General features: G+C 56.3%; 6 protein-coding genes. 1 reads left to right on the plus strand and 5 read right to left on the minus strand.

What is annotated here, in order from left to right:
* Positions 1-103: 103 nt before the first annotated feature.
* From HPY30_05310 to HPY30_05320, 3 genes are all read right to left on the minus strand, one after another.
* Complete coding sequence (locus HPY30_05310; GenBank protein QYZ65454.1) at positions 104-8,176, minus strand: amino acid adenylation domain-containing protein; 8,073 nt, start codon at positions 8,174-8,176, stop codon at positions 104-106.
* A gap of 153 nt (positions 8,177-8,329) precedes the next feature.
* Positions 8,330-9,691 carry a bifunctional (p)ppGpp synthetase/guanosine-3',5'-bis(diphosphate) 3'-pyrophosphohydrolase gene (locus HPY30_05315; GenBank protein QYZ65455.1) on the minus strand — a complete coding sequence of 454 codons (1,362 nt, stop codon included), beginning with the start codon at positions 9,689-9,691 and terminating at the stop codon, positions 8,330-8,332.
* Positions 9,692-9,696: 5 nt separating this feature from the next.
* On the minus strand, positions 9,697-11,745 hold the full coding sequence (locus HPY30_05320; GenBank protein QYZ67917.1) for a response regulator: 2,049 nt from the start codon (positions 11,743-11,745) through the stop codon (positions 9,697-9,699).
* Positions 11,746-11,937: 192 nt separating this feature from the next.
* Here HPY30_05320 and HPY30_05325 point away from each other — a divergent pair, with 192 nt between their 5' ends.
* On the plus strand, positions 11,938-12,330 hold the full coding sequence (locus tag HPY30_05325) for a PilZ domain-containing protein (GenBank protein ID QYZ65456.1): 393 nt from the start codon (positions 11,938-11,940) through the stop codon (positions 12,328-12,330).
* A 13-nt stretch (positions 12,331-12,343) separates the two neighbouring features.
* On the opposite strand, the gene HPY30_05330 is transcribed toward HPY30_05325, so the two are convergent.
* Complete coding sequence (locus HPY30_05330; protein QYZ65457.1) at positions 12,344-13,288, minus strand: Nudix family hydrolase; 945 nt, start codon at positions 13,286-13,288, stop codon at positions 12,344-12,346.
* A gap of 4 nt (positions 13,289-13,292) precedes the next feature.
* The gene (gene argJ, locus HPY30_05335) at positions 13,293-14,495 is read right to left on the minus strand and encodes a bifunctional glutamate N-acetyltransferase/amino-acid acetyltransferase ArgJ (GenBank protein QYZ67918.1); all 1,203 of its coding nucleotides are present in this window, start codon (positions 14,493-14,495) and stop codon (positions 13,293-13,295) included.
* Position 14,496: the final 1 nt, after the last annotated feature.

Genomic DNA, 14,496 nt, shown 5'->3' on the forward strand with positions numbered 1-14,496 from the left:
ACTGGCAGTGTCAAAGCCCCCCAATGGGACAGGGGGGAGAAGACGACCCCTCCATGATAAATCATGTCCAGTCAGTAAAGACACTTGCCGTGGAAACCTTGACTCAATCCTTGAATAGCTTTGACTTAATGCGACCCAGCACCCCTCTCTCAGCTCTATTGTCCCTCCCTGCGAAGGATACGCTCTCCTCTGAAGGCTCTTCACTCTTCTGCACTTCCTCCGGCCCGCCAGTAAGCACTGGTTCCAGACCCGCCGAAATCTGCGACAGGGAGTCGGAGACCAGTGATCGCAACGACAACTTGGTACCAAGCTGCTCCTGCGCCTTTGCCACAACCTGCATGGCCAGCAGAGAGTGCCCACCAAGGTCAAAGAAATTATCATGCAAACCAACTTGGTCGATGCCGATAACTTCCTGCCAGATAGCCGCCAGCCCTTGTTCAAGAGCGGTTTTCGGTGCCTCGAACGTCTCTTCTATTGCAGCGCTGGCAAAGGGCGCTGGCAGGGCCTTGCGATCCACCTTACCATTGGGTGTCAGTGGCAGTTCGTCAAGCTCCACAAAGTGCTGTGGAATCATGTAGTCGGGCAGTTCGGCCCGAAGATGTTTACGCAGTTCGGTGGGCGTGGTGTGGGTCCCCGCTTCAAGCTCATAGTAAGCTGCCAGGCGCCGGTCTCCGAGGCGAACTTCCCGGACATCCACAACGCTGCGTTTAACCTTGCCATATTCCGCAAGAACTGATTCTATCTCCCCTAATTCGATGCGGAATCCCCTCACCTTCACCTGGTTATCGAGACGGTTTAGGTACTCCAGCTCGCCATCCACTCTATAACGCACCAAGTCACCAGTGCGGTACATCATCGTCCCGTCTCCGGAAAATGGATCTTCCACAAAACGCTCTTCGGTAAGTTCCGGCCGTCCCAGATACCCCCGAGTGACACCCAGTCCACCGATGTACAGCTCCCCGTGAACACCGACCGGCACCAGCTGCTGGTATTGATCAAGCACATAGAGCCTCGTATTATCGATGGGACGGCCAATCCTGATGGGCTCTTCCTCGCTGGTGATGTGGAAACAGGTGGACCAGACCGTGGTCTCTGTAGGTCCATACATGTTCCACACCCCTCCAGTGAGGCGAACCAGATCCCGCGCCAAACCCTGAGACAAGGCCTCACCACCACAGAGAACCTTTAAGCCGGCATCTCCCTGCCAACCTGAATCCACAAGCAATCGCCAGGTTGCCGGTGTCGCCTGCATCAGGCTAACCCCATGGTCCTGCATAAGATCCTTCAGATCGCGGCCATCCAATGCCTGTTCCCGGCTGGCAATCACCACCTTGGCGCCAACGATCAATGGCAGGTAGAGTTCCAGCACGGCGATATCAAAAGAGAGAGTGGTCAATGCCAGCACAACATCGTTCACGTCAATCCCGGGACACTTCGCCATGCTGGTGAGAAAGTTGCTCACCGCTTGATGCTGAACCTGAACCCCTTTGGGACGACCTGTCGAACCCGATGTATAGATGACGTAGGCCAGGTTATCCGCTGTTTCCAGTGGCTCTGGCGTATCTGCACCCAGCTTCCGGATCAGGTCTTTCTCCGCATCGATAGCCAGTACGTTTGCCTTGCAGGCAGGCAGCTTCTCCAACAGAGAACGATGGGTGAGCAGCAGAGCCACGTCCGCATCGTCCAGTATGTATCCGATGCGATCAGCGGGATAGTCGGGATCGAGGGGCAGATAAGCGCCACCGGCCTTGAGCACCCCGAGCAGCGCAACCAGCATATCGACGGAACGTTCCAGGCAGAGCCCCACCAACACATCGGGACCTACTTTCAGGGTTCGTAGATAGTGGGCCAGCTGATTTGAACGAACATTGAGTTCCCGGTAAGTCAGTTGGCTCTCACCAAAGATCACTGCCACCTCGTCAGGCGCCTGTGCCACTTGTTGCTCAAATAGATGATGGAAGCCTGCGGAACCGGCCAGCTCCACATCTGTCTCGTTCCAGTCATCCACCAGCCGCGTCTTCTCTTCCGGCGAAAGCATCGGCAACGCAGGAATCGCAACGGTTGGATCGGTAACCACAGCCTCCAGCAAGCAATGTAAGTGAGTGGACATGGCCTGGATAGTGACCTCGTCGAACAGGTCTGGGTTGTATTCGAAATAACCAGCGACTCCATCCGCACCCTCCGCCAGCTCCAAGGTCAGGTCGAAACGGGACATGCCGGCATCCAGGGTGCGCCGGTTGACTGCCAACCCTTCCATGTCGATCTCCGGCATTGGCGTATTATGGAAATCAAACATCACCTGAAACAGCGGCGTGTGACTCATATCCACCGGCAGATGGAGCGCCTGCACCAGTTTTTCAAATGGGAGCTCTGCATGGGCATAGGCTCCGGTCGCGGTCTCCTTTACCCGCGACAACAGGACGTTAAAATCGGGGGTGCCACTGAGGTCGGTGCGCAACACAATATTGTTGACAAACATACCCAACAACGACTCCAACTGTGGATGATCGCGGTTGGCGATAGGCGAACCGACGATAATGTCATCCATTCTGGAATAGCGGGAAAGCAGGACCTTGAATCCAGCCAGCAACGTCATATAGAGGGTGCATCCCTGAGTCTGACCCAGTACCGCCAGGCTTTCCGTCAACTCCTGTGACAGTGTTACCGGTATACGTGCGCCCCGGAAAGTCTGATTAGCCAGGCGGGGACGATCCTGTGGGAGATCTAGAACCGGCAGCTCGCCGGCAAGTCGCTCCTGCCAATAGGTGAGTGAATCAACCAGCGTCTCATCACTGAGGCGCTCCCGCTGCCACTCGGCAAAATCTGCATATTGTAGTGAAGGCGGCGACAAAACGTCTTCCCGTCCCTGACGGTAACCATTGTAGAGTGCGTTCAACTCGCTCATGAAAACACCCAGCGACCAGGAATCGTTGGCACCTTGATGAATGATGAGCAAAAACAGATGGTGCTGCGCATCGAGCTTGAACAGCAGGGTGCGCAATACCGGCCCCAACGCCAAATCCAACGGCATGCAGATCTGCTGCGCTGTCTGCTTCTGTAGAGAACTCTCCTGATCAGTCCCAACCTGGTCGGACAGATCATGCTGTTCCAGCGGCAGCTGCAACTCTTCAGCTATTACCTGATAAGGACGCCCTTCTTCAGATGCAAAGACTGTGCGCAGCACATCATGCCGCCGCACCAGATCGTTTAGACTCCGTTCCAGCGCCTCAGCATCAAGTTCTCCGGTCAGCTCCAGGGCGAAATAGTCATTGTAGTGAGCTCCTGGCTCCAGCTGATCGATAAACCACATGCGTTGCTGTGAGAAGGAGAGCCTGGGTTGTTCGGCATCTGTCCGTGGTATGTCGGAGAAATCCAACAACTGATGGCCTTCGCTCCCCTGAACCAGCCCCAGCAGTGCTTCACACTGGGCGGCACGTTCATCCGCGTCAGCGGCGGCAACAACCACTGCCTCCTGATCGCCGGATTGGCGGAGTTGTTGCTGTAGCGCCGTTGCCAACTCCTCGTTTGACATTGAATAGATACGTTGCACCCAACCGGCAATTTCCTGCACCTGACCTGGATGCGTCTCATCTGCGACCAGTCGCTCCGCCACCTGCTCTATGGTAGGTGCCTCGAACATGGTGCGCAGCGGTAACTGCACGCCAAATATGGCACGCAGCCGGGCAATCAGTTGGGCTGCGGTAAGTGAGTGACCGCCATGCTCGAAGAAGTTGTCGTTGATTCCAATACGGTCCAGAAGCAATACTTCCTGCCAGATATCTGCCACCGCCTCCTCCAGCGCATCACGCGGCGCCACATACTCTGCTCCTGAGGCAACCTGCGCACTATCGGGATCGGGCAATGCCTTGCGATCAATCTTTCCATTCGGCGTCTTCGGCAGCACAACGAGAAAAACAAAAAGGGAGGGCAGCATGAAACTCGGCAGCTTCTCGGCAAGAAAACGCTTCAGTACTTCAGGTTCCGGCGGATTGGCATGGGCAGACTGCAAGTAAGCTACCAGCATCCGAGAGCCACTGGCGTCTTCCCGGTCCACTACCGCACACTCCACAACCTCTGGATGAAGTCCGAGGTGGGCATCGATCTCACCCAGTTCGATGCGATGGCCACGAATCTTGACCTGATGATCGACACGGCCGAGGAAGTCCAGAATGCCATCCTTCCGATAGCAGGCGAGATCACCGGTACGATAGATGCGCGCACCCTCCTGCCCGGAAAAAGGATCGGGCAGAAACCGCTCAGCGGTCAGCTCCGGCTGTCCCAGATAACCTCGCACCACACCATCTCCACCGATATAGAGTTCGCCAGGAACACTCGCCGGGGTTGGCTGCAGTTGCTCATCCAACAGATAGATACGCGTGTTGGAGATAGGACGGCCGATGGGCACCTGCTCCAACTCACCGTCAAGCTGGTGGGTAGTCGACCAGATAGTGGTCTCGGTAGGACCGTACATATTTATGACCTTGCCGGAAACCAGCTGGTGCAGTTCCGCCGCCACCGATGGCGGAAATGCCTCGCCCCCAACCATCATACGGTCGAGGCCCGCCAACGCTGCCCGGGCATCAATATCATTCAACAGCATAGTGGCCATGGAGGGGGTACACTGAAAATGGCTCACCTGATTGCGACGAATGAGACCAGCAATAGAATAGTCCACAGTCTCATCATTGCTCCGGCCAGCTGCTTCCTTTACTTTGTTGAGGAAGGGCAGGTGATCAAGCACAACTTCAGATTCGACGCCGTAATCAACCAGGCAGCCGATCTCATCAACGCCAATCTCTTTTAACTGGTCGACCATCTCCAGCGCACGTTCGGGCGTACCGAAGAGGCCGCTTGTGCGGTAGTAGCGTTCAAAAGCGAAGTCAAGCAGATCATCGAAATCCTCGGCGGAGATGTTGTCGACAAACTCGTCGATGGTCTGCACGCCGCGGGTCGAGAGATCCTTGAAAGTGGGAAAATGCCAGGCCGCCGCCTTAACCAGCGTTGCAGCACTGGTCAGGTAGCTCTTCATGGGGCCACGAGCGGCCTGTTTGACCGCCTCCTCGTCCTCGCCAATCAAGGTATGCAGCATAATCACCACATGCCCCTCGCCTGGGTGCCCAGCTGACTTCCACGCATCCCGATAGAGCTGGATACTCTTGCTCACGTCTTCTACGGACTGCCCCAACAGATGAGTCAGGATGCCACAACCCGCTTCACCCGCCATGCGGAAGGTTTCTGGATTGCCCGCCGCCGTAAGCCAGACAGGCAGCTCATCCTGCACCGGCCGTGGCTGGGTCGTCACTTCCACGTCACCTTTGGGGCCAGGAAAGACCACCGTCTCCCCACGCCAAAGCTGCCGTACCTGCTCCAGGGAGTCCATCATCACCTGTTTGGCATTAGCGTGATTTTCCGGCTTGATGGCGAAATCGTTAGGTTGCCAACCTGCTGCGATAGCAATGCCAACACGGCCGTCGGAGAGATTGTCCACCACCGACCAGTCCTCCGCCACGCGGATGGGACTGTGCAGGGGCAGTACCACACTGCCGGAACGCAGCTGGATATTGTTGGTGACCGCAGCCAAGGCAGCACTGATTACGGCTGGGTTAGGAAATAGCCCGCCGAATGAGTGAAAATGGCGCTCAGGCGTCCAGGCAGCAGTAAAACCATTGCCATCACCAAATTTAACCGCCTCCATCAATAGATGGTATTTGCTGTGAGTTTGGATATCCTCGTTGCTGGAGTAGTTCCAGAAGAAGAGGCTGAAATCGATCGACTTGTCAGGATATCGGCTGCTCAATGCCTCTGTGGGCAGATGGTCCTCATCTCCCCCGTAGAGCACCACCTTGAAACCACGGCAGAGCGTCCAGAAGAGCTCCAATACCGAAATATCGAAGGAAATACTGGTTACTGCCAGCCAGGTACCCACATCAGCACCTATGCGGTCATCCATACCAGTGAAAAAGTTGACCACATTGCGATGCTCCACCATAACCCCTTTGGGTTTCCCTGTGGATCCGGATGTATATATGATATACGCCAGATTTGATGAGCGGACTCCGGTCTGCGGCGCATCGCCAGGGAACCTCGCTATATTCGGCCACTCTGCGACCGGATCAAGCAGTTCCACTTCCAAGCCACCGAAGACCCCCAGGTGCTCCTTCCCGCAGAGGATCAGAGAGAGGCCGGCATCCTGAACCATGTAGCGCAGCCGCTCCTTAGGGTAGTGAGGATCCATCGGCACATAGGCTCCTCCCGCCTTGAGCACCCCCAGCAAGGCCACTACCATCTCCGGAGAACGTTCCAGGGAGATGCCCACCGGCACATCCGGACCCACCCCTTGCCTGATCAAATATTGAGCAAGACGATTGGCCCGAAGATCAAGCTCCTGATAGCTGAGAAGCTGATCCTGGAACACCAGGGCGGTGGATTCCCGAGCCTGCGCGGCCTGTTGGGCAAAGAGCTGATGGATGCAGTCATCGGCGGCATACGTCTTTGAGGTGTCGTTCCAATCTTGCAGCAGTTGCTTCCGTTCCTCCTGTGAAAGGATGGAATAGGTTCCCACTGCTCGCTCTTCGTTGCCACCAATCTGGCGTACCAACTCTTCAAACTGGGCCTGCATCCGGGTGATGATTTCACTACTGTAGACGGTGGTGTCGTAATGCCATTCCAGGGCACCATCCTGACCAGGCACCACCAGCGCCAGCGGCAACCCATCGGTCAGCAACGCTTCCGCTTCGCCCCCCCGGATCACGGTGACCGGTAGCGGTGGTAAACCAGCTGCGTTCAACCTGCCTTCCAACCCCTTGACGCGAAGAGCCAGATCCCGAGAAAAGCCGTTGTGCTCACGCAACACCACCAGGGAGGACTCCAGCTGCTCGCAGAGCATACGCACGGACTCCACCTCGCGCAGATCTATCCGCCAAGGCACCAAGGGCGAGATAAGCCCCGCAGCTTTCCGCGCTTGAACCTGCAGGCGTTGATCGCTATACCCCAGATCGAACCGTTCATGGCCGGTGAGACGTGCGATATAGTGGGCGAACAGTGCTGCCAGGCGGTCGCCGCCGGGTGCTCCTGAGAGGGTCTGGGAACTGCTTTCATGCGTACTCCCACCTCGTTCTGCCGGTTTATGCCGGGCATAGGGGATGGCTGCCAGCTCCAACTGCTGCAGTTTACGCCGCCAGAAACGCTCGTCACGACAGACTGCCTCATCAACCTGCGTCACATCCTCGCGCAAGGAGTGGGAGAGAAAGGGCAATCGGTTCCCAACGCTCAAACCAGCCGCTTGTACCACTTCCAAAGGATTGCGGTTCTGATCCGCATAATCACGCAGTCCGGAGATTCGTACATCCCAGGATGCGGTGCTGATGCTGAGGCCTTGTTCTCCGATCTCCAGCAGAGTTCCCCCCGGCTGCTCCGAGGTACTCTGCAGCAGTTCAATATTCTCGGCCGCTAACGCCCATTCCCCCAGCCAGAGCTTGGGTAACGCCAGGGGGTTGTCATAGGCGCCAAAGTCGAGGGCACGGAAAATAGCCTCCAAAGCCTCGGCTTCAAGCTCGAAATCCAGTACCGCCGCCGCCTCAGGCCGCTTGCAGTAACCAAAATAGGATCGATGGCTCAGGTCCTGGGGTATTGGCTGCAGATTTTCTTCCAACACCGCCTGCACCAGCTCCTGAAAGCTATCCAGCCCCGACTCGTAACACTTGGCATTCAGGGAGAGAGAGGTTTCAGTCACACTGATCGGAAATATGCGCTGAGTGAGAATATCTCCCTCGTCTACGCCCCCTGCAATCTGATGCCAGGTAACGCCGTGCTGCGACTCACGATTAAGGAGTGCCCAAGCCGGGGTATTGAGCCCCGCATAGCGGGGCAGCGGCCCGTCGTGGAAGTTGATCGCCATGCGCTGCGCGGACTCCACTGCAGCTTCGGGCAGTACGGACAGGTTGACGATACTGAAAAGGAAGTCGAAGGGCTTGTGGCGCAGGCGTTCCACCATGCTGCTATCGTTGTTGAAGCAGGGAATCTCCTGTTCCTCGCCCCAGGCTCTGACATCCGGGTCGCTGCTAAAAATACCGTATACATCAAACCCCTGCTGTAAAAGATGTTCGACACAGCGAATTAGGAAGGATTCACCACCAATCACATAGCAACTTGAACGTCCTGCTACTTTCGCAGACATGTCTATCCCCTTTTTTTCTTATAATTAATGGCTATTGAGGTTAACCAAAGCTAAAAACCAATACAAGCAAGACGAATCTGTCCTAACCAGCCTAGGCCCTGAAGTTACCAGTAAATGAGCTATCTTTCATACGCAGATAGTCAAACTTGCGACCTATGGCGTCGTTTCTTCACCATCCCAAAGAATCAGCTCCTCGATCCGCTGCGTCATTCGCGCGATCTGAGGCCAGTTGTGCGCGACGATATCCTGGGAGTGGGCCAGGTTGTTACGCAGTGACTCCAACTCCTTGACCACATTCTTGGCCGTGCGGCGACTGTCGAATCCAAGGGATTGCAGTTGACTGTCATCGGTGATCAGGATCTTGGCCTTGTCGGAAAATTGCAGACAGTCCAGAAGACGGCCGGACTGGCCTCTGCGGGTGCGCTCCTGCTGCATCTTAAGCGCCTTCGCTAGGCGTGACTCGCTCAACTGCTCACGCCAAAGATCATCCGGAAAGATTCTCTCGATCCTTTCCACCAGATTCATCTCTATGATGGTGACCATGCCAAACAACCACATGCGCACGATCGGTTTCTGTATATGCTCCCGCAAAATAATGCCGGAAACGCCGCCCACCATGGAGACGAAGCAGCTCTCATGCCGGGTCAGGACATGTATCACATCGGAAAGTGATGCATTCTCACGCAGCACCTGTCCCCGGGCAAATGAGCGGTGGTGATCCCTGCAAAAGCCGGAGAGCAGATCCACTTCATGAATATATCCGCTGACTAATCCGTCATCCCGCAGCCCGGCTACTGACCAGCCATTTTTCTGCAATATCTTGCGCACAGATTTTGCCGACGTTTCCGCATCGAATGAAGCCAGGGGCTCGGCAATATCCCGCGCAGAGAACGACTTGGTAAACAGCCGCAAGGCACGTCCCTGTTCAAAATTCTGACCAAAACCGGTACGTATAGGCGCCGCTATTGAGTTTGACACTGCGGCGGGGTCGTGGCCGATCTTCTCTTGACAGCGCACCCAGACTTTACGGGCCTGCTTTTTCAACCGCTCATCGCCTTCTTCAAGAACATCGAGCAGCGCCGCCATCTCCGCCAGGTAGACACGTCCAAAGCGGAGATCATGCTTGCAGATATCCCGGCAGTTGTCGGTAAGATCTGCCAATTTGATGGTCTTCGCCCGAACCGATGCCTTTGCCGTATGGTCCCGATCGATCGCCTTACGCACCGCCCGGTTGCCGTCACTGGCACGACTGATGTCCGTCAGATCGGATACCAGGGCCGCCACATCCGGACCAAAGGCCGTTTCAATATCGCGCACCGTGGCAGTGGTGTCCTCTACCGTGTCATGCAGCCAGGCCGCTGCAATCATGTGCTCATCATCGGTGACCTCAGACACGATCTCAGCCACCGCCCGCAGATGGACATCGTAGGGTTGGTTGGAATATTTACGCCGCTGATCGATACGCGCATGGGCCTGGGTGGCATAGAGTGCCGCCCGTTCAACCAGGTCACTCATAACATCTACCCATATTCCTGCGTCTGCACATATCTGGAGATCACCAAATCCAACTGTTCCGGCTCTACCGGTTTGTTGATAAAGCCATCCATCCCGACCTCGTGACACTGTTCTATAACATCCTCTGCGGCATTGGCAGTGAGCGCCAAAATCGGCATGTGCAGTCCCTCGGGCTCCTGCTCACGGTAGAGACGGGTGAAATCAAAGCCATCCAGATGCGGCATACGAAGATCGATAAAGGCCAGATGAAATTCGTTACCCGTCGCCGCCTCCAGCGCCTGTCTTCCATCAATGGCATGAATCACCCGGTGCCCCTTCTGAACCAATAGCGTCGTCAGCACCTTCGCAGCAATCGAATTATCTTCCGCCAACAGAATATTTACGCCGCTGTCTTCAGCACGCTGGCCTCCACGTTTGGGAAATGCCGCCTCATCCTCACCGCTCGCACTCTCCCCTCGCAGCGCCCGCACTGCGGCTTGCGCAAGCTGATCGACAAGAAAAGGCTTCAGTAATACCGGGATCGCCCGTGTCGGCAGATTCACCTTGCGCCCTCGATAGCCGGCAAACAGCACCGGAGGTTGTCCGGTCACGTAATCATCGAGCTGGTTCAGCACGCTCTCCGGATCTATACCATTGACCGAATCACAGAGCAGGATCAGCTCCCAGGCCTGCTTTGGCATCTGCTTCAGTGAATCTACGCTGGAGACCGCTGTTACCTCCATGCCCAACTCCGTCACCACCTCGCTGTATACGGCCCTCCCCTTATCGCTGGCTTCAAGCAGTAGACAGCGGCGGCCGGACAATACAGGGGGATTAACCCCAACTTTGCTGCCATCCTTCGGCAGCAGGGGGAGTTTTACCCAAAAACAGGTTCCCACACCCAGTCGACTTCTGACCCCGATATCCCCCCCCATCAAGCGCGTCAGGTCGCGAGCCACCGTGGTTCCAAGGCCTGTACCACCGAAGCGACGGCTGGTCGACACATCCGCCTGCCAGAATATCTCGAATATATTCTCCAGCTTCTCAGCCGGGATGCCGATCCCGGTGTCCTCCACCTCAAGCCGAACATGCGGCACCGTTACCTTCTCGTCACCCGTCGCCAGCAAGACACGCAGGATCACCTCTCCCTCATCCGTGAACTTGATCGCATTACCCACTAGATTGAAGAGAATCTGAGAGAGCCGCAGTTCATCTCCCAATAACTCTCTGGGTAGCCGCGCATCCACCTGACAGATCAACTCAACCTGCTTCTCCTGCGCCTCTGTTGCCAGGGTTGAAGTGACACCACGCAGCAGATCCCGGACTTCAAAGGCACTGCTTTCCAGCTCCAGCTTGTTGGCATCGATCTTGGAAAAATCGAGGATATCCCCAATCAATGCCCGCAACAGATGAGCAGAGGCCTTGATTGAGTGCAGATACTCCTGCTGTTCTGAATCCAGGCGGGTGGATTGCATCAACCGCGACATACCAATCACCCCAATCAAAGGGGTACGCAGTTCATGGGTCATGGTGGCAAGAAAATCCCCCCGTGCCTTGTTTGCCTGTTCCGCCTCCTGCCGCGCCTCATGCAGCTTGCGCAGCAGGGAGTATTGGTACATCGGCAGCACCACCAGCAGCAGCAGGAAAAAAAAGGCCTCGAAGGTGTGCTGCTGCCACTCATCCAGGGCGACCAACACAACATTGTAGGCGAAGACGCTAAGGATGGAAGCGACCTTCAACAGCCGCTTGCCATAGCGGGTTCCGTAGGAGACGAAGATCCAGATGTAGAGCAGATAGAAGGGGCTGATTGCCTCGTTGGTGAGAAATATTGCCAGACTGACGGCTACGATATCGGAAACAACTGTGACGTAGCGACGCGCCGGCATCTCCGGCACATAGTAGATACTGACCAGCAGGCCCAGAAAGACCAGCATGAAGAAACCGAAAAAGAGATAGTACTGCCCGACATCGACCACATAGTAGTCGGTCCAGGCGCCAAGCCCGATATAACCGACACTGAAGCCCCAGATCGCCAGCCTCACCCAGGCCGACTGGTACTCCGAATTGCGCAGCAACTCCCTGGAAAAAAGGCGAGACAACATCTATTTTATTCCCTATTCATTCTCAATAAAGAGATGTTTTTCTTTCAGATTGATCAAGAAAAACCTCCATCTGCCGAAAGCTAACATAGATTGCTGCTGCTGTCCGTCCAATGCGGGAAACAGACAGCAGCCAGTCCAGGATCAGGCAAGGAGCAGTAAATCAGTATGTATATCAAGAAACCCTTTCAACACGATAACGACGGACAAAAGACAGAGGATGACCGCCGCCAGATCAAACGGCGCCACCTCATCTACTATCTGCGTGTCTGGGATACCGATTACGAGCAGCTGCTTGGGCATGTTGTCGACATATCGAGCGAGGGATTGATGCTGCTCAGTGACCAGAAAATCCCCAAAGACAAAGAGTTTTCGATGGAGATCCGGCTGCCGGATATCGAAGGTAACCCGCAAAAGATTGATTTCCGGGCAGCCTGCCGCTGGAGTAGCAACGACATCAACCGGTCATTCTATGATTCTGGTTTTAGCTTCCTGAACAGCGCCCCTGAGGCGATCGATACCGTACGGCAGTTGATCAAGGAGTATGGTTTCAAGGACTGAGACCCAGGACTTTTCAGTTTTCCGGCCACAATCCACCGATAGCCGCAATACCTTGGGCACCACGCCGCCTTGCCTCAACCATCGCTTCCAACCGCATCCCCCCCAGCGCATAGACTGGAAGATTCGCTTGATCAACCCACGCCTCAAACTGATCCCACCCCAAAGGCTCCGCATCAGGATGGCTGGCCGTCGGCAGCACGGGTGACAGTAGCGCGTAGTCCAGTCCCAGGTCGACAGCGCGGGCAAGTTCCTCCGGATCATGACAGGAAGCCCCCACCAGGCCTGCGTTCACTGGACGTCGTTGTTGTGACATCAATGCATGTCGATTGAGATGCAGACCATCTGCCAGCCCGGCCCAGTCCAGGACGCTGTCCGGGCGATTCAGAATGAGGCGGGCACCCACATTTCCAGTAGTTTTCCTGGCTGCATCGACCAGCTCCCGGTAATCCTGATCGGATAGTTCATGGGCGCGCAACTGGACGATACGCACGCCCTGTTGCAAAACATGCTCAAGACGCCGCAGAAACTGTTCCGGCCGTGATGAATCTGCGCCGGTGATGAGGTAACGGGAAGGCAGCTGAAGCGCCGTAATTACAGGGCGATCCGCCGCAGGAAATACCTCAGGGCGCATCTCCTGGGGTCTGCACCAACGAAGCGGCTGACCCTCGACACCCCGGGGCGTTCCCTCAAAGGCACTCACACGGTGGACATCAAGGAGCACGGAACGATTTTCATAGTGATGGGTGATGCGGATCAGTGGTTCAGAGCGCAGCGGCCGGACGTCGAGCTCCTCCAGCAGCTCCCGTTCCAGCGCCTGCAGCGGAGACTCACCCGCTTCCAGTTTGCCGCCGGGGAACTCCCAGAGCCCGCCCTGATGCACCTGTTCCGGACGCCGGGCGATCAAAATGCGGCCCTGGTCATCCTCGATAGCTGCGGCGGCGACGTGGATCAGCATCAATCCATCAGGTTCTGTATTCAGCGTTGATCTTGACGTAGTCGTAGGAGAGATCGCAGGTCAGAATCCGTGCTGCGGCTTGACCACGGCCCAGTTTCACGCCGATGGTGAATTCGGCGCGATCCATCACCTGCTGTCCCGCCGCTTCGGTATAGTCTGTGGCACGTCCTCCGTCCCGAACGATACATAGGTCGTCGAGCCAGATCTCCACCTGATCAATGACCAAATCTTCCAGGCCAGCCCGCCCTACTGCGGCGAGAATACGCCCCCAGTTGGGGTCGGAGGCAAAAAGCGCCGTCTTGACCAAGGGGGAGTGAGCAATGGTATAGGCAACCGATCTCGCCTCCCGCTCACTGGTCGCGGATTCCACCAGCACTTCGACCAGTTTGGTTGCGCCCTCGCCGTCCCGCACTATCTCCCGCGCGAGAGACATGCAGACCTCGGTGACCGTCTGACTCAGTTTCCGGTATGCCTCAGAGTCGGCATCAGACACTAATTCAACCCCGGCCTTGCCACTGGCCAACAGCATACAAGCGTCATTGGTGGAGGTATCCCCATCCACGGAAATGCTATTGAAGGAGGGCTGGACCGCATCACGCAGGCACTGCTGCAGTAGCGAAACATCCACTGCGAGATCCGTTGCCAGATAGGCCAACATGGTGGCCATATCGGGCCGAATCATGCCGGAGCCCTTGGCAATACCGGTCACGGTGATGCTCTCCCCCGCCAGGTCGAACTGTCGGGATACTACTTTTGGGCGGGTGTCGGTGGTCATAATCGCCGCCGCGGCCACTTCCCACGACGCCTCATCCAAAGACTCAATCGCTTTCGGCAGCACCTGTTCAATGCAATCGACCGGCAGATTCTCACCAATCACACCGGTGGAGAAGGGCAGAACCTGGGCAGCCTCACAGCCGGTAACCTCAGCCAGCGCCGCACAGGAGCGTTGCGCATCCAACAAACCCTGGTCGCCGGTGCCGGCATTGGCATTTCCGGAATTGATCAGCAGATAACGGGGGGTTTCTACCCCCATATGCTGTTTGGCCACATGCACCGGGGCTGCACAAAACGCGTTACGAGTGAAGACGCCTGCACAGCCCCCGCCTTCCGGCAACTCTATAACGAGCAGATCATTCCTGTCGGGATACTTGATGCCCGCTGCCGCCACCCCCAGGCGAATGCCGGGGACAGAATAGACATCATCCCTCATG

The organism is Gammaproteobacteria bacterium (ex Lamellibrachia satsuma), from assembly GCA_019623805.1.
Classification (GTDB): Bacteria; Pseudomonadota; Gammaproteobacteria; order Chromatiales; family Chromatiaceae; genus QGON01.

Excerpts from the sequence above, each read along its gene's own strand:
- HPY30_05310 (QYZ65454.1), bottom strand. The coding sequence starts at position 8,176 with ATGTCTGCGAAAGTAGCAGGACGTTCAAGTTGCTATGTGATTGGTGGT.
- HPY30_05315 (QYZ65455.1), bottom strand. The coding sequence starts at position 9,691 with ATGAGTGACCTGGTTGAACGGGCGGCACTCTATGCCACCCAGGCCCAT.
- HPY30_05325 (QYZ65456.1), top strand. The coding sequence starts at position 11,938 with ATGTATATCAAGAAACCCTTTCAACACGATAACGACGGACAAAAGACA.
- argJ (QYZ67918.1), bottom strand. The coding sequence starts at position 14,495 with ATGAGGGATGATGTCTATTCTGTCCCCGGCATTCGCCTGGGGGTGGCG.